This window comes from Cupriavidus consociatus (genome assembly GCF_017814975.1).
Lineage (GTDB): Bacteria > Pseudomonadota > Gammaproteobacteria > Burkholderiales > Burkholderiaceae > Cupriavidus > Cupriavidus consociatus.
Genome location: NZ_JAGIQA010000001.1, coordinates 637,103 through 658,963, shown reverse-complemented (window position 1 = coordinate 658,963; position 21,861 = coordinate 637,103). Strand labels below are relative to the sequence as shown.

The following is a 21,861-nucleotide window of genomic DNA, read 5'->3' as shown; positions in this document are numbered from 1 at the left end:
CCTTGCAATGGAGCGCACCATGACTGCCCAGATGCCTGATTACTGGACCGATGAAGTCCTCTTGAACGAAGCCGACGTAGCGCGCTTCGAGCAAGTGCCGCTTGCAGCCCGCAAACTGCCGGCGTCGACCTACGAGATGCTGATGGACGGTTGTGCCATCGCACCGTCCAAGGTCGCCATCCACTATTTCACCGACGGCGCCCGTCCGCTGGAGAGCGCCCGCCAGGTCACCTATGCCGAACTGCGGGAGAAGGTCCACCAGACGGCCAACCTGCTTGGCGACCTTGGCGTCGGCAAGGACGACGTGGTGTCGGTGCTGCTGCCGGCGATTCCCGAATCGCAATTCGTGCTGTGGGGCGCGCAGGCCGCTGGCATTGTGAATCCGGCCAACTGGATGCTCGAGCCCGACATCCTGGTGCAGATGTTCCGCGCGGCCGGCACCAAGGTATTGGTGGCGTTTGCCGGCGACGAGAACCCCGGCATCTGGGACAAGGCCGAGGCCGTCGCGCGGGGGCTGCCGTCGCTGGCAGCCGTGATCCGCGTGGGCGGCGCCGGAGCGGCACCTGCCGCGGTGAACGGCGTGCCCGTGATCGACTTTGCCACGGCGGTGGAGCGCTACCCCGCGGACCGGCTGTTGTCCGGGCGCGCCTTTTCGCCCGACGACACGGCATCCTTGTTCCATACCGGCGGCACGACCGGCGCGCCGAAGCTGGCGCGCCACCTGCACCGCAACCAGGTGTTCTGGGTGTGGGCGTCGAAGTACCTGTCGGGTTTCGACTCGACCGAGGTGAGGCTGGTCGGCGTGCCGATCTTCCACGTCGCGGGTGCCGTGGTCGGTTGCTTCGGTCCGCTGGCGAAGGGCGCGACGGTCATCCTGATGACCGCCGCGGGCTTCCGCCATCCGTCGGTGCTGCCGAATATCTGGCGGATCGTCGATCTCACCCGGGCCAACATGCTGACCCTCGTGCCGACGCTGGTCAACCAGGTGCTGTCGATCCCGATGGACGGCGCTGACATCTCGACGCTGACGTACGTCGCTTCGTCAACGGCCCCGTTGTCTACCACCGTCGCGCAGGCGTTCCACCGGATGACCGGGCTGCGTATCCGGGAAAGCTGGGGCATGACCGAGACGACCGCCGTGACGTGCATCACGCCGCCGATCGAGCAGGTCAAGGTGGGCAGCTCGGGCGTGCGGCTGCCGTACACCCAGGTGCGGATCGTGCAGCCGGACGGCGACGTGGCGAGCGAATGCGCGCCGGGCGAGTCCGGGCTCGTCATCGTGCGCGGGCCCTCTGTCTTCCCCGGCTACCTGGGGCAGGAGTCGGCCGCGCGCTGGTTCGACGGCGACTGGATGGATACCGGAGATCTCGGCTACCTGGACCCGGATGGCTGGCTGTGGATCACCGGGCGCGCCAAGGACCTGATCATCCGCGGCGGCCACAACATCGACCCGAAGATGGTGGAGGAAGTTCTGTTTGGCCATCCGGCGATCCAGGATGCCGCCGTGGTTGGCGCGCCGGACGCGCATGCCGGGGAGGTGCCGGTCGCCTACGTGGTGCTGAAGCCGCAGGCGACGGCTTCCGCGCAGGCCGTGCTGCAGTACGCGGCCGAGCATGTACCTGAGCGCGCCGCGATTCCCCGGCACTGCTTCGTGCTGCCGGAGATGCCGAAGACGTCAGTTGGGAAAATCCAGAAGAACCTGCTGCGTGTCGACGCCATCGAGCGGATGTTCCGCGCCGCGCTAGATAGCGTAGGGCGAGGCTCGGACGCCACCGTGCAGGCCACCGACCGGGGCAGCCGCGGCTTCTTTGTCGAGATACGAGTGCCGGCTTGCGATGCGGACGATGCCGTGCTGGCCGATGCGCTGCGTAGTTTTACCGTTCCCTATGCAGTCCGAGCCGCCGAAGGAGCCTGACCATGACCCGATCCATTGACCGTCGTACGGCCGGCAAATGGCTGCTTGCCGGTGCCGCCACGACTGCCACCGCGGGATTGTCTCGCGCGTTGCTGGCCCAGCCAGCCTTCCCGTCGAAGACGCTGCAGCTCGTCGTGCCCTATCCGGCCGGGGGCACTACTGATGTCGTGGCGCGCGCGCTCGCCCACGGCTTGTCGGATCGCACACCTTCTCCGGTGATCGTGGAAAACCGGCCCGGCGGCTCCAGCTCCATCGGCAGCGGCTTCGTCGCCCGCGCGGCGGCGGACGGCCACACGCTGCTGGTGACCACGGGCAGTACCGTGACGCTGCTGCCGCATACGCAGGGGCTGCCGTTCGATCCGCTCAAGGCGCTGACACCCGTGGCGGAACTGGGCCGCACGCCGCTGTTCTTGTACGCCAATCCCCGCATCCCGGCGAAGGACATGAAAGGGTTGATTGCCTGGATGAAGGCCAATCCCGGGAAGATCTCCTACGGTTCGTACGGGCAAGGCACGCAAGGACACTTTGGTGGCGTGATCCTCGGCAGGGCGACGGCGGCAGATATGCTGCATGTCCCGTTCCAGGGCGGCGCCCCGGCGTTGCAGGCGCTGGTCGGCGGGCACGTGCAATTGCTGATTGATGCCTACCAGCCGGCGATGGAGCAGGTGAAGGCGGGCAGGGTGCTTGCGCTGGCAGTGTCAAGCCCGGAGCGCAGCCCATACGCGCCCGACGTGCCGACCTTCCGCGAACTGGGCCTGAAGCAGGTCGAGGCCATCAGCGGATTCTTCGGCATGTTCGCGCCTGCGGCGACGAAGCCCGAGACTGTCGCCGCGCTGAGCCGGCTGGTCTCCGGCATCACCGCCTCTGAAGCTTATCGGCAGAGCCTGGCGAAACTGGGCGTCCTGCCGCCGCAGGCCCTGAGCCCGGCGCAGATGGGCCAGTCGATCCGCCAGACCCATGCAGCGTGGGCGACATTGGTCCGCGACATCGGCTATCGCCACGGCGACGCCTGAGCGACGCAGGTTCGCGCCATGCAACGCATTCACCAACAAGGAACTGCTATGTCTACGCAATACAGGGCTCCCGTCGACGACTATGTCTTCCTGCTGCACGATGTGATCGCACCCGTCGCCCCGCACATGCTGGGCGACCTGACGCGCAACGATACGCGCCAGGTGCTCGACCAGGCCGCCAGGTTCTTCGAGGAAGTCTGGGCGCCGCTGGACGGGCCGGCTGACGAAGAAGGCTGCCATTTCGAAGACGGCGCGGTGCGCACGCCAGCCGGGTATCGGGCGGGCTACGACGCGCTGTGCGAAGCCGGATGGAACCGGGTGTCGGCTCCCGAGGCATCTGGCGGCGCCGGGCTGCCGGAGGCAATCGGGCAGGCCGTGCGCGAGTTCTCCGCATCGGCCTGCAATTCTCTCGGTCTTTATGCAGGGCTGACCGCCGGCGCGCACGCCACTGTCCGCCGCACCGGCGAGCCATGGATGCTGAAGCAAATCGTGCCGCCGATGGTGGACGGGCGCTGGGCCGGCACCATGTGCCTGACCGAGCCGCATTGCGGCACCGACCTGCGGCTGATGACAACCCGCGCAATGCCGCAGCCTGACGGCAGCTGGCGGCTGAGCGGCACCAAGATCTTTATCTCGGGCGGCGACCAGGACCTGACCGAGAATGTCATCCACCTGGTGCTGGCGAAGGTGCCCGACGAGAGCGGCCGCCTCCGCGACGACCTGTCGACGGTCCGGTTGTTCCTGGTGCCAAAGCGCGTGGTGGATCCCGACACCGGCACCCTGGGGGACCGCAACGGCGTGGTGGTGGCCGGCATCGAGCACAAGATGGGCCTGAAGGGCAGCGCCACCTGCACGATGTCGTTCGAGCACGCGCTGGCGTATCCGCTGCGCGAGTCGAGCCAGCCGGCCGGCTCGCAGCGCAAGTCGTCCGCCGGCATGAGCGGTATGTTCGACATGATGAACTCCGCGCGCCTCGGCACCGGACTGCAGGCCCTGTCGTCGGCGACACGCGCCTATGGGCATGCGGCTGTCTACGCCCGTGACCGGCTGGCCGGCCGTGCGGCGAAGGCTGAGGATCGTACCGGCGGCGCCGCGGATCCCATCGTGGGCCACCCGGACGTGCGCCGGCTGCTGCTGAAGCAGGCGTCCTTCCTGGAAGCGGCCCGCGCCCTGGCATTGCAGGTCAGAACGCTGCTCGACGAGCCGGACGACGCGCTGCATGGCGAACGCAGCGCGATCGGCAGCCTGCTGACCCCGGTGGTCAAGGCGTTCTTCAGCGACCGCTCCTTCGAGTCGGCCAATGACGCCATGCAGCTGATGGGCGGGCATGGCTACATCCGCGACAACGGCGTCGAACAGCTCGTGCGCGACTGCCGCATCTTCCAGCTCTACGAAGGGGCTAACGGCGTGCAGGCGCTGGACCTGGTGCTGCGCAAGCTGCCCGCCGCCGGTGGCCACGCCCTGGCAGGTTTCCTCGACCTGATCGAAGCCACGGCCTCGGAGGCGCGGCAGTGGGAACCGCTGCGCGAACAGGCTGACGCACTGCGGCAGGCGTCGCAGCAGATCCGGGCCTGCGGCCAGTGGTTTGCCGATCCGGCCCGCGACCCGTACGACGCCGGCGCGTCGTCCAGCGACTTCCTGGCCATGATGGGCATTGTCGCCTGCGCATGGATGTGTCTGCGGATGTCAGTGGTCGCGCTGGACCTGCTTCCTGCAGCGCAGGACAGGGCGTTCCTTGAGCGCAAGCTCGATCTCGCGCGCTACTGGTTCGCGCGGGAGCTGCCGCTGGTGTCGGCGCTGCGGCAGCGCGTCGAAACCGGCGCGGCCTGCCTGATGGCGATCCCGTCCGAAAGGTTCTGAGCGGCATTCCAATTTACCCCATTCATTCCAAGGAGATTGGACGATGAAGACACAGATCACGGAGCTATTTGGCATCGAGCATCCGATTATCCAGGGCGGCATGCACTACGTCGGCTTCGCGGAGCTGGCCGCCGCGGTATCCAATGCAGGCGGCCTGGGCATCCTCACGGCGCTGACGCAGCCAGACCCGCAGTCCCTGGCGCGCGAAATCCGTCGCTGCCGGGAACTGACCGACAAGCCTTTCGGCGTCAACCTGACCTTCCTTCCCGCGCGCAACCCACCCGATTATCCCGGCTACGTGCGGGCGATCATCGAGGGCGGCGTCAGGATTGTCGAGACCGCCGGAAACAATCCGCAGAAGTGGCTGCCGATGCTGCACGAAGCCGGGATCAAGGTCATCCACAAATGCACCTCGGTCAGGCATGCACTGAAGGCCGAGAGCATCGGGTGCGACGCGGTCAGCGTGGATGGGTTCGAATGCGGCGGCCACCCAGGCGAGGACGACGTGCCCAACTTTATCCTGCTGCCCCGCGCCGCTGACGAACTGCGGGTGCCGTTCGTCGCCTCGGGCGGCATGGCCGACGGCCGCTCGCTGGTGGCAGCGCTGGCGATGGGCGCCAGCGGCATCAACATGGGAACGCGTTTCGTGGCGACACAGGAAGCCCCGGTACACCAGAAGGTGAAACAGGCAATCGTCGCGGCGACCGAGCTCGATACACGGCTCGTGATGCGCCCGCTGCGCAATACCGAGCGTGTGCTGAACAACGCCGGGGTCGAGCGACTGCTGGAGAAGGAACGCCGCCTTGGCCCCGACATCGCCTTCTCGGACATCGCCGAAGAGGTGGGCGGTGTCTATCCACGCGTCATGAAAGACGGCGACCTGGACGCGGGAGCCTGGTCGTGCGGCCTGGTCGCCGGACTGATCCATGACATTCCCGGGGTCGGGGAATTGGTTGAGCGGATCATGCGCCAGGCGGAAGAAATCGTTGCGCAGCGGCTTCAGGGGATGCTGGCGCGCGCCTGAACACAGCGGATACGAGAGGAGAAAACAGCAATGCGTGGAATTGTTGCGAAGATCAGGATCAAGGAAGGCCGGGAGGCTGAGTTCGAGGCATTGGCGGATGGACTCGTGACCCAGTCGCGCGGTGAACAAGGCTGCTTGTCTTATGACCTGTGGCGCTCGGACGAAGCGCGTGAATACGTCTTCATCGAGCGATATGCGGACGAGGCGGCAGCACAGGCCCACGTCAAATCCGATCACTACCGCCGGATCGGGCGCCTGATGGGAGCGCTGATGGACGGGGCGCCGATTGTGTTCAGGCTCGCGGCAGTGACATCCGCTGCCGGCGTGGCGCCGGACAAGTAGCCTACTTGCCACCTCTGCCCTGGGCCACAGTCCCAAGTCAGCGTGACAGCAATGCGTCGTCTCTCCCGGGCTCCCTTGGGGCACCGGGATTTATCCCGCGGGCAATCCGCGGGTTCTTTTTTTGCCGCCAAGGCCCGCGGCGGCGCTTGCCACGGCCGAGCACATGGCGCAAGCGATGCTGAGCGCCCACGCCACCACTTGCGCGTGGCCACGCACTGCACCGAGGCTGACATAGACCACCGTGCGCGGCAGCCAGCGTGCATCGCGCCCGGTGCGCTTCAGGCGGCCTTTGGTCAGGCCAGCAAATCTCTGGACATAAGCATAGTTATGTCTAAAGAAATATCAGCTTAGTTAGAAATATAACGTATTACGTAGTAATATTTATATTCACGTTTCCTCTCGATTTTCGCCGCAGCCCAGACGACGCCGCGTTGCGGCGTTTTGACAGGAACTGCGAGCGCACGCGCGCCACCATTTACCATCCCGACTTGCGCGGAAGCGCTGAAGGAGATTGCCGCCGGGCCGGTGCAGACCATCTGGCGGGTGGCCAACGAAGCGGCCACCGGCGCGCCGGCCAGCGCTGGTCGGTATCCCGGCCGCCACCCCTGGGAAGCACAGGCGGAAGAGCAGGGCGCGCCTGCCGTGGCCAGCAATCCGGATAACCCGAACGTAGCAACGGTAACGATGAGAACCCAACGCTGTGGCCGTCCGGGCGTGACAGCCACCTTCAGCACGCCGTCGAGTTGATTGCTGATCGCGCCGGCCCCGCTCGATCTTGCGCACTTTGTAGTGGCCGGGGATCTGGGCGCGAGGGTGAGACGGCCGCGGCCCCGGCAGTCTGTCGGAATCACGTCTATTATTTACCCCAATGAAGGCCGGAGTGCACTTGCCTTGTGCATGCAAGGGACGGCACCTGGCTCGGGGCTTGCGATCGCAGTGTCCGAGCGCGACTGCAGCGAGGAATCCGGCGCGCAATCGACCTTGATCCTTCAGATCGAAATACTGCCAAGCAAAACCAGCGAACTGGCCATGCAGCCACGCCGCATTCCCTGCCGCGGGGTATTTGCAAGATGAGCAGCAATCCAACGGACTCGCATGCGCCGCCGCCATCTCCCCGCACGTGGGACGCGCGTCTGGCGCGACGGCTTGTCGAGCCGCTCAAGGATTCCCGGGTTACGCCCAATCATCTGACCACAATCCGGCTTTTGACCGGTGTGGCCGGCGCGGCGTGCCTGGCGCAAGGCGGCTTCGCCTGGGCGAATGGCGGTGCGCTGCTGGTCGTGCTTTCCAATTTTATCGACCATGCTGACGGGGAACTCGCGAGAATCAGCGGGAAATCCAGCAAGTTGGGCCATTTTTACGATCTGTTCAGCGACGCGGGAGTCACTATCCTGCTCTTCGTCAGCATGGGGATCGGCGTCTCGGGACAGTTTCAGGACACTGCGGTGTCAGCGGTCGTGCGCGGCAGCGTCGCGGGCGGGGCCGTGGCGCTGATTTTCTTCTTGCGCATGCGCATCGAGGCGCTCGCTGGCAAGAACGCCACGAAACAGGCCTCGGTCGGTGGCTTCGAGACGGAGGATGTGCTCTACCTCCTGCCCCTTGTGACCCTGAGCAGTGCCATCGGCCCATTCCTGACGGCGGCCTCGATCGGCGCGCCCTTGTTCGCGGCATGGGTGGTCATCGACTACTGGCGCGCCGTGCGGCGCGCTCGGCCCGTGACAGCGGCTACCAGACCATGAGGCGCCGATGAGCGAACAAGCCGAAGCGGACCGGGATCTTCTCGCCCTGGCTGGCGAGCGGCAGCAGCCTTTCGCCGACCCTGCAGCCGCGCGCGCCGATCCCGATGCAGATGTGGGCGCACGTGTTGGCACACTCGGGCACAGCGCGCTGCGCGCGGAATTCGAGCGCCAGGGTGCGTTCTTGCATGTGGGCGAATTTTTGCCGGCGGAAGTCACGGAGGGACTGGTTGCCAGCGCCCAGGCCTTGAAAGACCGGATCAATCGCAATTATCTTCCGGGCCACAAGCAGGGCGGCAGCGTCAGCCGCCATGTGATCGACCAGCACGCGCCGTTTATCGCGCAACTCTATCGGTCCAAGGCCCTGATCGGCTGGCTCGAACAGATCTGCGGCGAGCGGCTGCTGCCTTCGCCCGAGCAGGATCCGCATGCCTACGCGCTCTATTACTACACGCGCGAGGGCGATCATATCGGCTGGCATTACGACACCTCTTACTACAACGGCAGGCGCTATACCTTGCTGTTCGGCGTGATTGACGAATCGTCGTGCCGTCTCGAGTACGAATTGCACACGCGCGAGGCCGGTGTGCCCGTGCAAGCGGGGTCGGTACAGATCCCCCCAGGCGGCCTCGTGTTCTTCGATGGCGACAAGCTGCGCCACCGCATCACGCCACTCGGGGCGAACCAGATGCGGGTGTCGCTGACCTTCGAATACGTCACCGACCAGGGCATGCGGCCGTGGCTGCGTTTCGTCTCCAATATGAAGGACGCGCTCGCTTATTTCGGCTTCCGGCAAGTATTCAAACGGCTGGCCAGGGGCCAGCAGCCCCGGGCATGACGCGTGCGGCGATGTTTTCGCTGACAGCCGGTGCGGCGCTGTTTGTCGTCCTGCTTGCCTTCACCGGATTCGGCTCGGTCGCGTCGACGCTGCTGTCCGCCGGGTGGCTGAGCCTGCTGGTGGTGGCGTTTCACCTGCTGCCGCTGGCGCTGGATGCAGGTGCCATTTTCGTACTGTTCGATCGCCACGCCGGACATCGCACCCTGCGCGCCGCACTGCTTGCACGCTGGGTGGGCGAGTCCGTGAACAGCCTGCTGCCCGCCGGACAGCTGGGTGGACCGGTGCTGATGGTGCGCCATCTCGCGCAACTCGGTGCGCGCATGCGCGATGCTGCCGCGGCCATCACCGTCAGCACGACCATGCAAGCGATGGCGCAGATCGTGTTCGCGGTGTTCGGACTCGTGCTGTTCGGCGCGTCCACGGCGCGCGGAGCGCGCGAGGATTTGCAGTTTCCGGTGATTGCCGTCACCGCGCTATTGGCGCTGTGCATGGTCGGGTTCTATGTGGCGCAGCGGCGCGGCCTGTTTGGGCGAGTGCTGCGCTTGCTGTCGAAATTGTCGGGAAAGCGCGATTGGTCTGCGCTGACTTCGCGTGCCGATGCCGTGGACGCCGCGGTGCGGCAGACCTATCGCGCGCCAGGCAAGATCGCCGCGACCTTCGCGCTTAGCCTGGCGGGCTGGCTGGTCGGCACCGGCGAGGTGTGGCTGGCCCTGCGGTTTCTCGGCCATCCTGTCAGCTGGCTCGACGCCTTGCTGCTGGAGAGCGCCGGGCAGGCGATCCGCGGCGCCGCGTTTGCGATTCCCGGCTCGCTGGGTGCCCAGGAGGCTGGCTACCTGTTGCTCGCGCCATTGGTGGGCCTGCCTGCCGATGCGGCGCTGGCGCTGTCGCTGATGAAGCGCGCCCGGGAAATCGCGCTTGGCGCGCCCGGGCTTCTGTATTTGTACTGGAGTGAACGAAACCACCGGCGGCGAAGCATGGGGGGTGTGCCGACTACCGATTGATGGCAAATTGCAAGGGAGCAGAGAAAAGTATGCGAGCGATTATTCTTGCCGCGGGCCTTGGCCTGCGTTTGCAGCAACCGCCCGGAGAACAATTCCCGAAATGTCTGTTGCGCTTCGATGGCATGACCCTGCTGGAACGGCATCTACGCATGCTGGACGCGGCGGGCGTCACGGAGATCGTGCTTGCGCTTGGCTTCCAGCCTGAACTGGTCAAGACCGAACTCGACCGGCTCGGACATTCGCCCCATCCTGAAATCGTTCTGAATCAGCGCTACGAGCTCGGCAGCGTCCTGACCGTGCACACCGTCGCCGACGCGCTCACGCGCGGCGGCGACGTGCTGCTGATGGACGCCGACGTGCTCTACGACGAGCGCATTCTCGCCGCGCTGGTCGCCGGCGACAGCGTCAACCGCCTGCTGATCGACCGCGACTTCGAAATCGGCGACGAGCCAGTCAAGCTTTGCCTGCGGGACGGCCTTCCAGTCGAGCTGCGCAAGCAGGTCGCGGTGGGCCTGGAATATGACACGATCGGCGAGTCGGTCGGCTTTTTCCGCTTTGGCGAGCAGGCCGCGCGCCGACTGGCGCAGATCGTCGCGGGGTATGTCGAGCGCAACCAGGAGAAGATGCCGCACGAGGAAGCCGTGCGCGACCTGCTGCTGGAGGGCGGTCATGCCTTCGACATCGCGGACGTGACCGGTGCGCCCTGGATCGAGATCGACTTTCCGGGCGACGTCGTGCGCGCGCGCGATGAAGTGTTGCCGGAACTCCAGCGCCGGTCCAGCGTCGCCTCTGGAGCCACGCCATGAACGCACGCGATCCGGCCTTGTCCGCGGCCTCGCGCAGCGCCACGCTGCGCCAGTTGCTGGTGGGCCCCGAACTTGAATTCATGATGGAGGCCCACAACGGGCTCTCGGCCCGCATTGTGCGCGAAGCGGGCTTCAAGGCCATCTGGGCCTCCGGCCTGGCGATCTCGGCGCAATTCGGCGTGCGCGACAACAACGAGGCAAGCTGGACACAGGTGGTCGACACGCTCGAATTCATGGCCGATTCCAGCGGCTTGCCGATCCTGGTCGACGGCGATTCCGGCTATGGCAACTTCAACAATGTGCGGCGCCTGGTCAGGAAGCTCGAACAGCGCGGCATCGCGGGTTTGTGCATCGAGGACAAGCTGTTCCCCAAGACCAACAGCTTTATCGACGGCGAACGCCAGCAACTGGCCACGATCGACGAGTTCTGCGGCAAGATCAAGGCGGGCAAGGATACGCAGACGGATGCCGATTTCTCGATCGTCGCGCGCGTGGAAGCACTGATCGCGGGCTGGGGCATGGACGAGGCCTTGCGCCGGGCCGAGGCCTATCGGCAGGCCGGTGCCGACGCGATCCTGATCCACAGCAAGCTGTCGCGGCCGGATGAGATCCTCGAGTTCGCACGCGAGTGGGCCGGCCGCGCTCCGCTGGTGATCGTGCCGACCCGGTACTACAGCACGCCCACCGAGGTGTTTCGCCGGGCCGGCATCAGCGTTGTGATCTGGGCCAACCACCTGATTCGTGCGGCGGCATCCGCGATGCAGGCGGTGGCCAAGGAAATCCACGACACCCAGACGCTGGTGCATGTCGAGGACCGTATCGCGCCGGTAAGCGAGATCTTCCGCCTGCAGGACGCCGATGAGTATTCCGCCGCCGAACGGCTGTACCTGTCTGGTTCCGAGGCGCCCGGCGCGGCGGTTGTGCTGGCGGCGAGCCGCGGTGAAGGGCTTGACGCCCTGACCGCCGAGCGGCCCAAGGTCATGCTGCCGGTCGCGGGCAAGCCGCTGCTGCGCTGGCTGGTGGACGCCTTCAAGATGCAGGGCATCCACGACATCACCGTGGTCGGCGGCTATCATGCCGATGCGATCCGGTGCGCGGGCGTCACGCTGCTGCGCAACGAGCGCCACGCGAGCACCGGCGAACTGGCGTCGCTGACGTGCGCGGCCGAAGGCCTGCATACAGATACCGTGATCGCCTACGGCGACCTGCTCTTTCGCAGCTACTTCCTGCGCGACCTGTTCGAGAGCGAGTGCCGCTTCAGCGTGGTGGTCGACTCGTCGCAGACGCAACCGTCGAATCAGAGCGTCCGCGATTTCGCCTACTGCTCCGCGCTGGACGATCGCGCCCTGTTCGGCCAGAAGGTCCTGCTGCGGCATGTCTCGAACAAGGCGCGGGAAGTGCCCGTCACCGGCGGGCAGGCGCCGCACGGACGCTGGATCGGCCTGCTGTGCGCACGCGGCGCCGGGCGTGAGGCCTTGCAGCGCACACTTGCCGGCCTGCGTGCGCGAGCCGATTTCGACACGCTGGACATGCCGGACCTGCTCAACGCCTTGATCGATGCAGGCGAGGAGATCGAGGTGAAGTATGTGCATGGCCACTGGCGCAGCGTGAACGACCTGGAGGACTACCAGCGCGCGGGCGAGTTCGCGCATGCCCCGCTGCCGTTCGTCCAGGGCGCACCCTCCAGCGAGAAACGCCCATGATCGAAGCGGCCCAGTTTATCGAGGCGACGCTGGCGCGCGGCTTCTCCTGGTATGCGGGGGTGCCGTGCTCGTATCTCACCCCCTTTATCAATTACGTGCTGCAGGCTCCATCGTTGCACTACGTCTCGTCCGCGAACGAAGGCGACGCGGTAGCGCTGATCGCGGGCGTGACGCTCGGCGCCAGGGATGGGCGGCGCGGCATCACGATGATGCAGAACTCCGGTCTCGGCAATGCGGTGAGCCCGCTCACTTCGCTGACCTGGACGTTTCGCCTGCCACAATTGCTGATCGTGACGTGGCGAGGACAACCGGGCACCGCGGACGAGCCGCAACACGCGCTGATGGGTCCGGTCACGCCTGCGATGCTCGACACCATGGAGATACCCTGGGAGCTGTTCCCGACCGACGCGGCCGCCATCGGCCCGGCGCTCGATCGCGCGCTGGCGCATATGGACGCGACCGGACGCCCTTACGCGCTGGTCATGCAAAAAGGCAGTGTCGCGCCCTATGCGCTCAAGCCGCAGATTCGACCCGCGCCGCGCGCGCGATGCGAGGTCCGCACGCAGTGGCGGGGAGGGGCGCCGGATGCGCTGCCTTCGCGTCGCGATGCCTTGCAGCGCGTGATTGCACATACGCCGGCTGCTTCCACGGTGGTACTGGCATCGACCGGCTTCTGCGGCCGCGAACTGTATGCGCTCGAAGACCGGCCAAACCAGCTCTATATGGTGGGCTCGATGGGTTGCGTGGCTTCGTTTGCGCTCGGCCTCGCGCTGGTGCGCCCGGACCTGCATGTGGTCGCCATCGACGGCGACGGCGCTGCCTTGATGCGCATGGGCAACTTCGCCACCCTGGGCGCATACGGCCCGTCGAACCTCGCGCACGTGCTGCTCGACAACGGAGCGCACGACTCGACCGGCGCACAGGCCACGGTGTCGCCCAATGTGTCTTTCGCCGGCGTGGCGGCGGCGTGCGGCTATGCCTCGGCGGTCGAAGGCGACCGCCTCGAGCTGCTTGACGATGGTCTTGCGGCGGCTGCGCCCGCCGCGCCGGGTGCATCCGCTCCCGGCGCGCGTTTCGTGCGATTGATGATACGCGCCGGCACGCCGGATGGCCTGCCCAGGCCCACCATCACCCCCGCGGAAGTGAAGTCCCGCCTCGCGCGGCACATCGGCGCTGATCACGGAGAGAACTGATGCTATTGCTCAACCCCGGGCCGGTTACCTTGTCCGAGCGCGTACGCCGCAGCCTGCTGCAGCCCGATTTGTGTCACCGCGAAAGCGAATTCTTCGATTTGCAGGACGAGGCGCGTGCGCGGCTGCTTGACGTCTACCGGCTGGACCCCGCCGAGTGGGCCGCGATATTGATGACCGGGTCAGGCACAGCGGCAGTCGAAAGCATGATTGCCGCGCTGGTGCCCGAGCGCGGAAAGCTGCTCGTGATCGAGAACGGCGTGTACGGCGAGCGCATCACGCAGATAGCAAGTCAATACCGCATCGACCATGAGGTGATCAGGCATGACTGGATGCAGGCGCCCGATCCCGGCCGGCTGGCCGCCGTGCTGGACGCGGACCGGGCCATCGGCCATGTGGCGGTCATCCACCATGAAACGACGACTGGGCGCTTGAACGATCTGCACGCGCTCGACGCCGTTTGTCGCCAGCGAGGCGTTCTCTTGCTGGTCGACGCCGTCAGCAGCTTCGGCGCCGAGACGATCGATTTCGGCGGCAGCATTGCCGCCGTGGCCGCCACTGCCAACAAGTGCCTGCACGGCGTGCCCGGGGCCGCCTTCGTCATCGCGCGACGTGACGCGCTGGCCCAGGCCGCAAGCCGGACCTATTACCTGGATCTTGGCCGGCTGGCACGCCTGCAGGACCAGCGCAACACCCCTTTCACCCCGTCCGTGCACGCCTACTACGCCCTGGTGGAAGCGTTGCGCGAGCTTGACGACAGCGGCGGCCAGCCCGCCAGGCACGCGCACTATGCGGCCCTGGCCGAGCAGGTGCGCGCGGGACTTGCATTGCGTGGCATCGCAAGCGCGTTGCCGGCGGACCAGTCTTCCGTCGTCCTGCGCGCCTACCGTTTGCCGGCGAGCTTGTCGTACACGCAGTTGCACGACGGCTTGAAAGCGCTCGGCTTTGTGATCTATGCAGGGCAGGGGCAGCTGTCGAACGAACTGTTCCGGATCTCCACGATGGGACATATTCAGGCGCACGACATCGAGCGCCTGCTGCAGGGGTTTGCGGCATTGATGACGTGATCCCGGCGTGGCTACCCGCGCCATTGAGGCATTGCCCGCGAAGGCAGGTTACGGGGGGCCAGGCACAGGCGCTCAGTGCCCCGATAACCGCCATGAATGACGCCAGCTAGCCCTGTCCGCTCCCTGCGACTTCAGGCACCAGGGCATGAAGCCGGGAAAGAACGAGCCGCGCCGCCCGGGACAGCGGATGATGCCGCGTGACGCCCATCGCAATGGTCCGTGGCAGGCGCGGCTCGACAATCTCGACTGCTGACAAGCGTCCGGCGGCAACCTCGCTATCCACGGCGAGGACAGGAAGTATTGTCAAAGCGCCACCAGCAAGCGCGACCTCCTTCATCGTATTCAGCGATTCCACTTCCAGTGCCACGTCCAGCGAGATGCCGAGCTGGCGCGCGTGCTGGTCAAGGATCGATCGCAGGCCATTGGGCGCCGGCGGCAGCACCAGCGGGAGGCCGTCGAGCTTGCGGAACGCCACCGTCGGCATCCCGGCGAGCGGATGCCCGGGCGGGCAGATCAGGTAGGTGGCGACCTGGGCGAGCACGTCTTCATTCTGTCGCGGCCCGGGGCCATAGCGATTGATGACCGCAAGATCCAGATGGCCCGATTCCAGTTCCTCATCGAGTTGGCCGCTGAACCCTTCGGCCACGCGCAGCCGGACACCCGGCGCCGTGGTGCGCAGGTCCTCGAACAGCGCCGGAATCAGGCGTGGCGCCATTGACGGCAGCACGCCGATCCTTACCTGGCCGACCGGCACGCCCGCCGCGTCCTTGACCTCGTCGCGCAGCCGCGCCGACTGGGCCAGCAGCAACTGGACATGCGGGAAGATCCGCTGGCCGAACTCCGACAGCACCACGCCCCGGCCGGTCCGTTCGAACAGCCGGTCGCCCCATTCGGCTTCGATCTGGGCAATGGCGCGGCTCACCAGCGACTGGGCGATCCCCAGCGAGCGTGCCGCGCGTGACAGCGATCCCACTTCGGCCACCAGTGCCACGGTTTCGAGCTGCTTCAGGTTCACGCTGCCACTCCATCCAGAAAGTCGATATCAGATATCGACGATTCTACTCTTTTGCATTAGACCAGGACTCCATACACTGAGTCCATCCCTCCTGGCAGAGAGAGGGGGCTTACGAAACATATGGAGACAACATGCCGCGCTTTTCCGCTGTGCTTCGCGCATTCCGGCGGCCGTTATGCGCCTTGCTGGTCGCCGCCGCGCCGGCTGCCTTCAGCGGCGCCGCCGCTGCCACACCGGGCTATCCCGCCAAACCGATCCGCCTGCTTGTGCCGTTTCCGGCCGGCGGGCCCACTGACGCGATGGCGCGGCTGATCGGCCAGCACCTGTCGCAGCAGCTAGGACAGCCCGTGGTGATAGACAACCGCGGCGGCGCCGGCGGCACCATCGCCACCGAGGCCGCGGCGCAGGCGGCCCCCGATGGCTATACGCTGTTCTTTGCCACCACCGGCACCATGGCGATCAACCCATGGCTCTACCGCTCGCTGAAGGTTGACCCCGTCAAGTCGTTCGATGCCGTGGGTTCGGTGGCCTCCACGGTCAACGTGCTGGTGGTGCCGAACAACCTGCCGGTCAGCAACGTCAGGGAGCTGCTGGCGCTGGCAAGGCAGAAGCCGGGCACGCTGACCTTCGGCTCGGCCGGCAACGGCAGCTCCAACCACCTGTCCGGCGAACTGTTCAGGTCAATGGCGGGCGTCGACATCGTCCATGTGCCGTACAAAGGCTCGGCGGCGGCATTCACCGACCTGCTTGGCGGACGCATCTCGATGATGTTCGACACGGTATCGAGCCAGGTGCAGTACATCAGCACCGGCAAGGTCAAGGCGCTCGGCGTGACCGGGGCGACACGCTCGGAGGCGCTGCCCAAGGTGCCGACCATTGCCGAGGCCGGCCTGCCGGGCTTCGACGTGACGATCTGGTTCGGCCTGTCGGCACCGAAGGGGACCACGCCAGACGTGATCCGCCGCCTGAACAGCGAACTGCAGGCCGTGCTCGCGCAGGCGGACGTGCAGAAACAGCTCGCCGCGCTGGGTGCACGGCCGCTGCCGGGGACGCCGGCCGACTTCTCCCGGCTGATCCAGCAAGACGCGGGCAAGTGGTCGCCGGTGGTGAAGGCATCGGGAGCGACCCTTGACTGAGATCTCCGCAACCTTCGGCGCCTTGTTCTCGCCGGCCTCGGTGGCCGTGATCGGCGCCTCGGACAATCCCAACAAGGTGGGCGGACGGCCGATCCACTACCTGCGCACCTTCGGCTACACGGGCGAGGTGTTTCCGGTCAACCCGGGGCGCGAGGTCATCCAGGGCTATCGCGCGTATCCCGATCTCGGTGCGATCGGCAAGGCGCCGGATGCCGTGGTGATCGCCGTGTCCGGCGATGCCACGCTTGAGCAGGTGCGCCAGTGCGGCGCCGCCGGCGTCAAGGCTGCCGTCATCATGGCGTCGGGCTTCGCCGAGACGGGCGAGACGGGACGCCGGCGGCAGCAGGAACTGGTGGCGGTGGCCAATGACAGCGGCATGCGGCTGGTGGGGCCGAACGCGCAGGGCACGGCCAACTTTGCCAGCGGCGCGGTGCTCAATTTCTCGACCATGTTCATGGAGGTGGCGCCCCGGGACGGCCCGATCGCGATCATCAGCCAGAGCGGCGCGGCGAGCGTCATGCCCTATGCCTTGCTGCGCCAGGCCGGCCATGGCGTGCGCTACCTGGTGGCGACGGGCAACGACGCCGATCTCGACGCCTGCGCCATGACCGCGGCCGTGGCGGCGGACCCCGAGGTGCGGCTGATCCTGGTCTACCTTGAATCGGTGTCCGACCCGGCGCAGCTGGCCCGTGCGGCGGCGGTGGCCCGTGCGCGTGGCGCCAGCATCGTGGCGATCAAGGCCGGCAACAGCGAGCGCGGCGCCAGGGCGGCAGCCTCGCATACCGGTGCGCTGGTCGGCAACGATGCGGCGATCGATGCCTTCCTGGCTCGTCACGGCATCTGGCGTGCGCGCGATATCGGCGAGCTGGTTCGCGCCGTGCCCCTCTATCTGCAGCACTGCACGCCGGGGCAGGGCCGCACGGTCGTGATGAGCCATAGCGGCGCCGTGGGCGTCATGGCGGCCGACCTGGCCGAACGGCACGAGCTGCCGCTGACCGAACTGCAGCCGGCCACGCTGCGCGAACTGGGCGCGATCCTGCCCGCGTTCGGGACGGCCAGCAATCCGCTCGACATGACCGCGGCGCTGCTGGGCAAGGGCGACATGTTCCCGCGCGTGCTACAGGCGCTGGGCGCCGATCCGCAGGCCGACATGGTGATGGTCGGCATTCCGGTGGCCGGCCCCGGCTACGACGTCGAGGCGCTGGCGCGCGACGCCGCCACTTTCAGCGCGCAACAGGCCAGGCCGCTGGTGGCGAGCGCGCCGCAACAGTCGGTGCGCGAGGTCTTCGTGCGGCACGGGGTGCCGGCCTTCGTCACCGAAGCGGATGCCATTGCAGCGCTGGCGCAATACGCCGCGCATCATCGGCTGGCCGAGGCGGCAACCACGCCGGCCTGGCCTGAAGCACGGCAGCTCGACGGCAGTGGATTGCAGGACGAAGCCCGTAGCCTGGCATTGCTTGCCGCAGCCGGCGTACCGACCGTGCCGTACCGGCTATGCGACAGCGTGGATGCGGCGGTGACGGCGTTTGACGCGCTCGGCGGGGTGCCGGTGGTGGTCAAGGGCTGTGCGGCGGAGGTCCCGCACAAGAGCGAACATGGCCTCGTGCATCTTCGGCTCACCGATGCGGCGAGCGTGGCCCGCGCGACGCAGGACTGTCTCGATACGCTGCAGCGGCTGGGCGTGGCATCCCCACGGGTGATCGTGGCAACGATGGTCAAGGGCCGCCATGAGTTTGCGCTGGGCGTCTCGGTCGATCCCGCGTTTGGGCCGCTGGTCATGATCGGGGAGGGCGGCACGCTGCTCGAACTCCGCAAGGACGTCGTGACCCTGCTGGCCCCGTTCACCGCCGACGACGTCAAGGCGGCCTGCGCACGGCTGCGCCTGGCGCCGCTGTTCGGTGGCTATCGCGACATCCCGGCGCTCGACCTGGAGGCGCTGGCGTCGTCGGCGGTTGCGCTCGGAGACTGGGCGTTGCGTCACCGCACCGCGCTGGTTTCGGTCGACATCAACCCGCTGATGGTGATGGCGGCCGGCGCGGGTGTCGTGGCAGTCGATGCCGTGGTGGAACTCAAGGGAAACTGAAGCATGGAAGCCATACGTGTCGAACAGGATGACGAGATCGCCATCGTCACGCTGAACCGTCCGGGCCGCATGAACGCGGTCAACGACGTGCTGCGCGGCGAGCTGATCGAAGCGCTGGGCCGGCTCAACACCGAACCATCGGTACGCGCCGTCGTGCTGACCGGTGCCGGCGAGCGGGCGTTCTGCGCCGGGCAGGACCTCGATGAGGCGGCTGCCGTGACCTGGCAGCAGCTCGTGCCCTGGCTGAACCGGCAACGGGCGATGTACCAGGCCGTGCGCGATCTGGACAAGCCTTGCGTGGCCGCCGTGCGGGGCGTGGCGGCAGGCGCGGGTTTCCAGCTGGCGCTGTGCGCGGACTGGCGCCTGACCACGGCTGACAGCCGCTGGGGCCAGCCGGAGGTCAAGGCAGGCCTGGCTAGCATCGTCGGATCGTATCTGATGACGCTGCACGTTGGGCACACCCATAACGTGCAGATGTCGCTGTCGGGCGAGCTGGTCAGTGGCCAGCGCGCCTTCGATATCGGCCTGGTGACGGCGCTGTGCGGCGAGGCCGAGCTGATGACGCAGGCGCTGGCACAGGCGCGGTCGCTGGCGGCGCTGCCGCCGACCGCCGTGCGCCTGTCCAGGCAGCGCTTTCGTGCCATGACGCAGCCGGGGTTCGATGAGGCCTGTGTCGCCGGCATCCGGGCGCAACTGGAATGCTATGCCGACGGCGAGCCGCAGCGCGTGATGGCAGCGTTCCTCGATCAACGCAAGACAAGGGAGTCGCAGTGAAGCAGTTGACCCAACACTACATAGACGGCACACGTCGCCCGATACGAGGCGGCGAACCGATCCGCGTCCACGATTCGGCGACCGAAGCCCCGTTGGCCGAGGTCAGCCTGGGCACCGCGGACGATGTGGCCGACGCCGTGGCGGCGGCCGTGCGAGCGCAGCCAGCGTGGCAGGCCCTGGGCGCAGCCGGGCGGGCGCCGTATCTGCATGCGCTTGCCGATGCGCTGGAAGGTTGCGCAGCGGAACTCGCCCACGAGATCTCGCGTGAAGTCGGCATGCCGCTGAAGCTGTCGCGTCGTATCCAGGTCGATGCGCCGATCGCGGCCTGGCGCGCCACGGCGGCGCTGGCCGACACGTTCGATTTCGTCCGCACGATCGGCAATTCCCGGGTGACGCTGGTGCCGGTCGGCGTGGTGGCCGCCATCACGCCGTGGAACTACCCGTTGCACCAGATCACGGCCAAGCTGGCGCCCGCGCTGCTGGCCGGCTGCACGGTGGTGCTGAAGCCGTCCGAACTGGCGCCTGCCGCCACGGAACGGCTGATGGCCGCGTGCGAACAGGCGAAGCTGCCGCCGGGCGTCCTTAACCTCGTACTGGGAGGTGCGGCGGTCGGCGAGGCGCTGGTCTCGCATCCCGATATCCAGATGGTGTCGTTCACCGGCTCCACGGCAGTGGGCCGGAAGGTCGCCGCGCAGGCGGCGGGCGACATGAAGCGCGTGTCGATGGAACTCGGCGGGAAGTCGGCGGCCGTCGTGCTGCCGGGTGCCGATCTCGCCAGGGCGGTCAGGGCGACGGTCGGTTCCTGCTTCCTCAATTCGGGGCAGACCTGCAGCGCGACCACCCGGCTGATCGTTGCCCGCGAGGACTACCCGCGCTGCCGGCAACTGCTGGCGGAGGCCGCGGCAGCGATGACCCTGGGGGATCCCGCCGATGGCGAAACCCGGGTCGGCCCCTTGCTGTCGGCGCTGCAGCGCCAGCGCGTGCAGGCGCATATCGCCACAGCGGAAGAGGCGGGCTTCGACCGGATCGCCGGCGGTGCCGACGCGCCAGTACCAGCGACCGGCTATTTCGTCGCGCCGACCATCTACGGCAACGTTGCACCCGACAGCCGGCTGGCGCAAGAGGAGGTCTTCGGGCCGGTGCTGGCGGTGCTGTGCTACGACAGCGTCGACGAGGCGATCGCCCTGGCCAATGGCACGCGCTACGGACTGGCTGCCACGGTCTGGGCTGCCGATGACAGCGCCGCCGAAGCGATCGCCAACGCGCTGCGGGCAGGGCAGGTGGACGTCAATGGCGCCCGCTTCAATCCCGCCGCACCGTTTGGCGGCTTCGGCCTGTCCGGCGTCGGGCGCGAAGGCGGCGTCCATGGGCTGGAAGAGTTCCTGGAGCCGAGATCGGTTCAGCTCCCTTAGTCAAGACTAGCCAAGACATCAAAAGGAATCGCACTATGTACAGTCAGGTCACCGTTGCTCGCGCAGGAAAAAGCGAGCGCATCGCCGTGGTCACCATGAACCGGCCAGACAAGCTCAACGCGCTGACCAAGGTCATGGAGGCCGAATTGCGCGACGCCATGGAGACCGTCGATCGCGACGACAACGTCCGCGTGGTGGTGCTGACCGGCGCCGGCAAGGGCTTTTGCGCCGGCATGGACATCAACGAACTGGAAGTGCTGCCGCCGGGCGACATCCGCGCCGCCCAGTGGATGCGCCCGTTCGACATGAACCGGCGCGCCGACTACCAGACACGCTATGGCTATTTCCCGGCCATGCGCAAGCCCGTGATCGCGGCAATCAATGGTGCCGCGGCGGGTCTGGGCCTGGTGTTCGCGCTGTACAGCGACATGCGCTTCGCCAGCGCGCGGGCCGCGTTCAGCACCGCGTTCGCGCGTCGGGGGCTGATTGCCGAGCACGGTATCTCCTGGCTGCTGCCACGCGTGGTCGGCCCAGGTCATGCTGCCGATCTGCTGTACTCGGCACGCAAGGTTCCGGCCGACGAGGCGCTGCGGATTGGTCTGGTCGACCGTGTGGTCGATGCGGACACACTCATGGCGACGACCCTTGACTATGCCGACGACCTCGCCGAGAACGTTTCGCCCCGATCCATCCGCGTGATGAAGCGGCAACTGTGGGAGCAACCGTTCCAGTCATTGGCCGAGGCCACGCGGGTTGCCAACGCCGAGATGTTCGAAAGCATCCAGAGCGAGGACTTTACAGAGGGGGTTGCGCATTTCATCGAGCGCAGGCCGGCCAGATTTTCCGGCCAGTGACCGCACTGAAACACTCTGCTGCGACAGTGCACCGCGCAACCCTTCTTCGCCGGCCACGCGTTGACGACGCTGAATGTCGCAACGCGTGGCAA

At 67.0% G+C, this 21,861-nt stretch carries 19 protein-coding genes; 18 read left to right on the top strand and 1 reads right to left on the bottom strand.

Annotated features, from left to right (window positions below):
* Positions 1–19: 19 nt before the first annotated feature.
* The 13 genes from J8I82_RS02995 (at position 20) to J8I82_RS02935 (ending at position 14,495) form a co-directional block, all read left to right on the top strand.
* On the top strand, positions 20–1,915 hold the full coding sequence (locus J8I82_RS02995) for an acyl-CoA synthetase (protein WP_209754337.1): 1,896 nt from the start codon (positions 20–22) through the stop codon (positions 1,913–1,915).
* 2 nt (positions 1,916–1,917) lie between these two features.
* On the top strand, positions 1,918–2,928 hold the full coding sequence (locus J8I82_RS02990) for a Bug family tripartite tricarboxylate transporter substrate binding protein (protein ID WP_209754336.1): 1,011 nt from the start codon (positions 1,918–1,920) through the stop codon (positions 2,926–2,928).
* Positions 2,929–2,976: 48 nt separating this feature from the next.
* On the top strand, positions 2,977–4,788 hold the full coding sequence (locus J8I82_RS02985; RefSeq protein ID WP_209754335.1) for an acyl-CoA dehydrogenase C-terminal domain-containing protein: 1,812 nt from the start codon (positions 2,977–2,979) through the stop codon (positions 4,786–4,788).
* Between the two features lie 43 nt (positions 4,789–4,831).
* Complete coding sequence (locus J8I82_RS02980) at positions 4,832–5,812, top strand: NAD(P)H-dependent flavin oxidoreductase (protein WP_209754334.1); 981 nt, start codon at positions 4,832–4,834, stop codon at positions 5,810–5,812.
* Positions 5,813–5,842: 30 nt separating this feature from the next.
* A complete protein-coding gene (locus tag J8I82_RS02975; protein ID WP_209754333.1) occupies positions 5,843–6,154 on the top strand; it encodes a putative quinol monooxygenase in 312 nt (103 codons plus the stop codon).
* Positions 6,155–6,679: 525 nt separating this feature from the next.
* Positions 6,680–6,901, top strand: coding sequence for a hypothetical protein (locus J8I82_RS02970; RefSeq protein WP_209754420.1), 222 nt, complete (start codon positions 6,680–6,682; stop codon positions 6,899–6,901).
* A 323-nt stretch (positions 6,902–7,224) separates the two neighbouring features.
* A complete protein-coding gene (locus J8I82_RS02965) occupies positions 7,225–7,893 on the top strand; it encodes a CDP-alcohol phosphatidyltransferase family protein (RefSeq protein WP_209754332.1) in 669 nt (222 codons plus the stop codon).
* 7 nt (positions 7,894–7,900) lie between these two features.
* Positions 7,901–8,728: a HalD/BesD family halogenase gene (locus J8I82_RS02960; protein WP_209754331.1), complete on the top strand. Its 828-nt coding sequence runs from the start codon at positions 7,901–7,903 to the stop codon at positions 8,726–8,728.
* Positions 8,725–9,729, top strand: a complete 1,005-nt coding sequence (locus J8I82_RS02955; protein WP_209754330.1) for a flippase-like domain-containing protein — start codon at positions 8,725–8,727, stop codon at positions 9,727–9,729. The genes J8I82_RS02960 and J8I82_RS02955 overlap by 4 nt, the downstream gene beginning before the upstream one ends.
* Before the next feature lie 29 nt (positions 9,730–9,758).
* Complete coding sequence (locus tag J8I82_RS02950) at positions 9,759–10,535, top strand: phosphocholine cytidylyltransferase family protein (protein WP_209754329.1); 777 nt, start codon at positions 9,759–9,761, stop codon at positions 10,533–10,535.
* On the top strand, positions 10,532–12,238 hold the full coding sequence (gene aepX / locus J8I82_RS02945; RefSeq protein ID WP_209754328.1) for a phosphoenolpyruvate mutase: 1,707 nt from the start codon (positions 10,532–10,534) through the stop codon (positions 12,236–12,238). The genes J8I82_RS02950 and aepX overlap by 4 nt, the downstream gene beginning before the upstream one ends.
* A complete protein-coding gene (gene aepY / locus J8I82_RS02940; RefSeq protein WP_209754327.1) occupies positions 12,235–13,431 on the top strand; it encodes a phosphonopyruvate decarboxylase in 1,197 nt (398 codons plus the stop codon). The genes aepX and aepY overlap by 4 nt, the downstream gene beginning before the upstream one ends.
* Positions 13,431–14,495, top strand: coding sequence for a 2-aminoethylphosphonate aminotransferase (locus J8I82_RS02935; RefSeq protein WP_209754326.1), 1,065 nt, complete (start codon positions 13,431–13,433; stop codon positions 14,493–14,495). The genes aepY and J8I82_RS02935 overlap by 1 nt, the downstream gene beginning before the upstream one ends.
* 106 nt (positions 14,496–14,601) lie before the next feature.
* Here the strand turns inward: J8I82_RS02935 and J8I82_RS02930 are convergent, their stop codons facing one another.
* Positions 14,602–15,510, bottom strand: a complete 909-nt coding sequence (locus J8I82_RS02930; RefSeq protein WP_209754325.1) for a LysR family transcriptional regulator — start codon at positions 15,508–15,510, stop codon at positions 14,602–14,604.
* Between the two features lie 131 nt (positions 15,511–15,641).
* Between J8I82_RS02930 and J8I82_RS02925 the strand changes: the two genes are divergently transcribed.
* From J8I82_RS02925 to J8I82_RS02905, 5 genes are read left to right on the top strand one after another with little or no spacing between them, the layout of a single operon-like run.
* On the top strand, positions 15,642–16,646 hold the full coding sequence (locus tag J8I82_RS02925; RefSeq protein ID WP_209754324.1) for a Bug family tripartite tricarboxylate transporter substrate binding protein: 1,005 nt from the start codon (positions 15,642–15,644) through the stop codon (positions 16,644–16,646).
* Entirely contained in the window at positions 16,639–18,729 is a 2,091-nt protein-coding gene (locus tag J8I82_RS02920; RefSeq protein ID WP_209754323.1) for an acetate--CoA ligase family protein, read from the top strand. The genes J8I82_RS02925 and J8I82_RS02920 overlap by 8 nt, the downstream gene beginning before the upstream one ends.
* A gap of 3 nt (positions 18,730–18,732) precedes the next feature.
* Positions 18,733–19,503, top strand: coding sequence for an enoyl-CoA hydratase/isomerase family protein (locus J8I82_RS02915; RefSeq protein ID WP_029048019.1), 771 nt, complete (start codon positions 18,733–18,735; stop codon positions 19,501–19,503).
* Positions 19,500–20,915: an aldehyde dehydrogenase family protein gene (locus J8I82_RS02910; RefSeq protein WP_209754322.1), complete on the top strand. Its 1,416-nt coding sequence runs from the start codon at positions 19,500–19,502 to the stop codon at positions 20,913–20,915. The genes J8I82_RS02915 and J8I82_RS02910 overlap by 4 nt, the downstream gene beginning before the upstream one ends.
* A gap of 35 nt (positions 20,916–20,950) precedes the next feature.
* Complete coding sequence (locus J8I82_RS02905) at positions 20,951–21,769, top strand: enoyl-CoA hydratase (RefSeq protein WP_209754321.1); 819 nt, start codon at positions 20,951–20,953, stop codon at positions 21,767–21,769.
* Positions 21,770–21,861: the final 92 nt, after the last annotated feature.

What these genes read in the sequence shown, in the direction of transcription:
- J8I82_RS02995 (WP_209754337.1), top strand. Translation starts at nt 20, where the DNA reads ATGACTGCCCAGATGCCTGATTACTGGACCGATGAAGTCCTCTTGAAC.
- J8I82_RS02990 (WP_209754336.1), top strand. Translation starts at nt 1,918, where the DNA reads ATGACCCGATCCATTGACCGTCGTACGGCCGGCAAATGGCTGCTTGCC.
- J8I82_RS02985 (WP_209754335.1), top strand. Translation starts at nt 2,977, where the DNA reads ATGTCTACGCAATACAGGGCTCCCGTCGACGACTATGTCTTCCTGCTG.
- J8I82_RS02980 (WP_209754334.1), top strand. Translation starts at nt 4,832, where the DNA reads ATGAAGACACAGATCACGGAGCTATTTGGCATCGAGCATCCGATTATC.
- J8I82_RS02975 (WP_209754333.1), top strand. Translation starts at nt 5,843, where the DNA reads ATGCGTGGAATTGTTGCGAAGATCAGGATCAAGGAAGGCCGGGAGGCT.
- J8I82_RS02965 (WP_209754332.1), top strand. Translation starts at nt 7,225, where the DNA reads ATGAGCAGCAATCCAACGGACTCGCATGCGCCGCCGCCATCTCCCCGC.
- J8I82_RS02960 (WP_209754331.1), top strand. Translation starts at nt 7,901, where the DNA reads ATGAGCGAACAAGCCGAAGCGGACCGGGATCTTCTCGCCCTGGCTGGC.
- J8I82_RS02955 (WP_209754330.1), top strand. Translation starts at nt 8,725, where the DNA reads ATGACGCGTGCGGCGATGTTTTCGCTGACAGCCGGTGCGGCGCTGTTT.
- J8I82_RS02950 (WP_209754329.1), top strand. Translation starts at nt 9,759, where the DNA reads ATGCGAGCGATTATTCTTGCCGCGGGCCTTGGCCTGCGTTTGCAGCAA.
- aepX (WP_209754328.1), top strand. Translation starts at nt 10,532, where the DNA reads ATGAACGCACGCGATCCGGCCTTGTCCGCGGCCTCGCGCAGCGCCACG.
- aepY (WP_209754327.1), top strand. Translation starts at nt 12,235, where the DNA reads ATGATCGAAGCGGCCCAGTTTATCGAGGCGACGCTGGCGCGCGGCTTC.
- J8I82_RS02935 (WP_209754326.1), top strand. Translation starts at nt 13,431, where the DNA reads ATGCTATTGCTCAACCCCGGGCCGGTTACCTTGTCCGAGCGCGTACGC.
- J8I82_RS02925 (WP_209754324.1), top strand. Translation starts at nt 15,642, where the DNA reads ATGCCGCGCTTTTCCGCTGTGCTTCGCGCATTCCGGCGGCCGTTATGC.
- J8I82_RS02915 (WP_029048019.1), top strand. Translation starts at nt 18,733, where the DNA reads ATGGAAGCCATACGTGTCGAACAGGATGACGAGATCGCCATCGTCACG.
- J8I82_RS02905 (WP_209754321.1), top strand. Translation starts at nt 20,951, where the DNA reads ATGTACAGTCAGGTCACCGTTGCTCGCGCAGGAAAAAGCGAGCGCATC.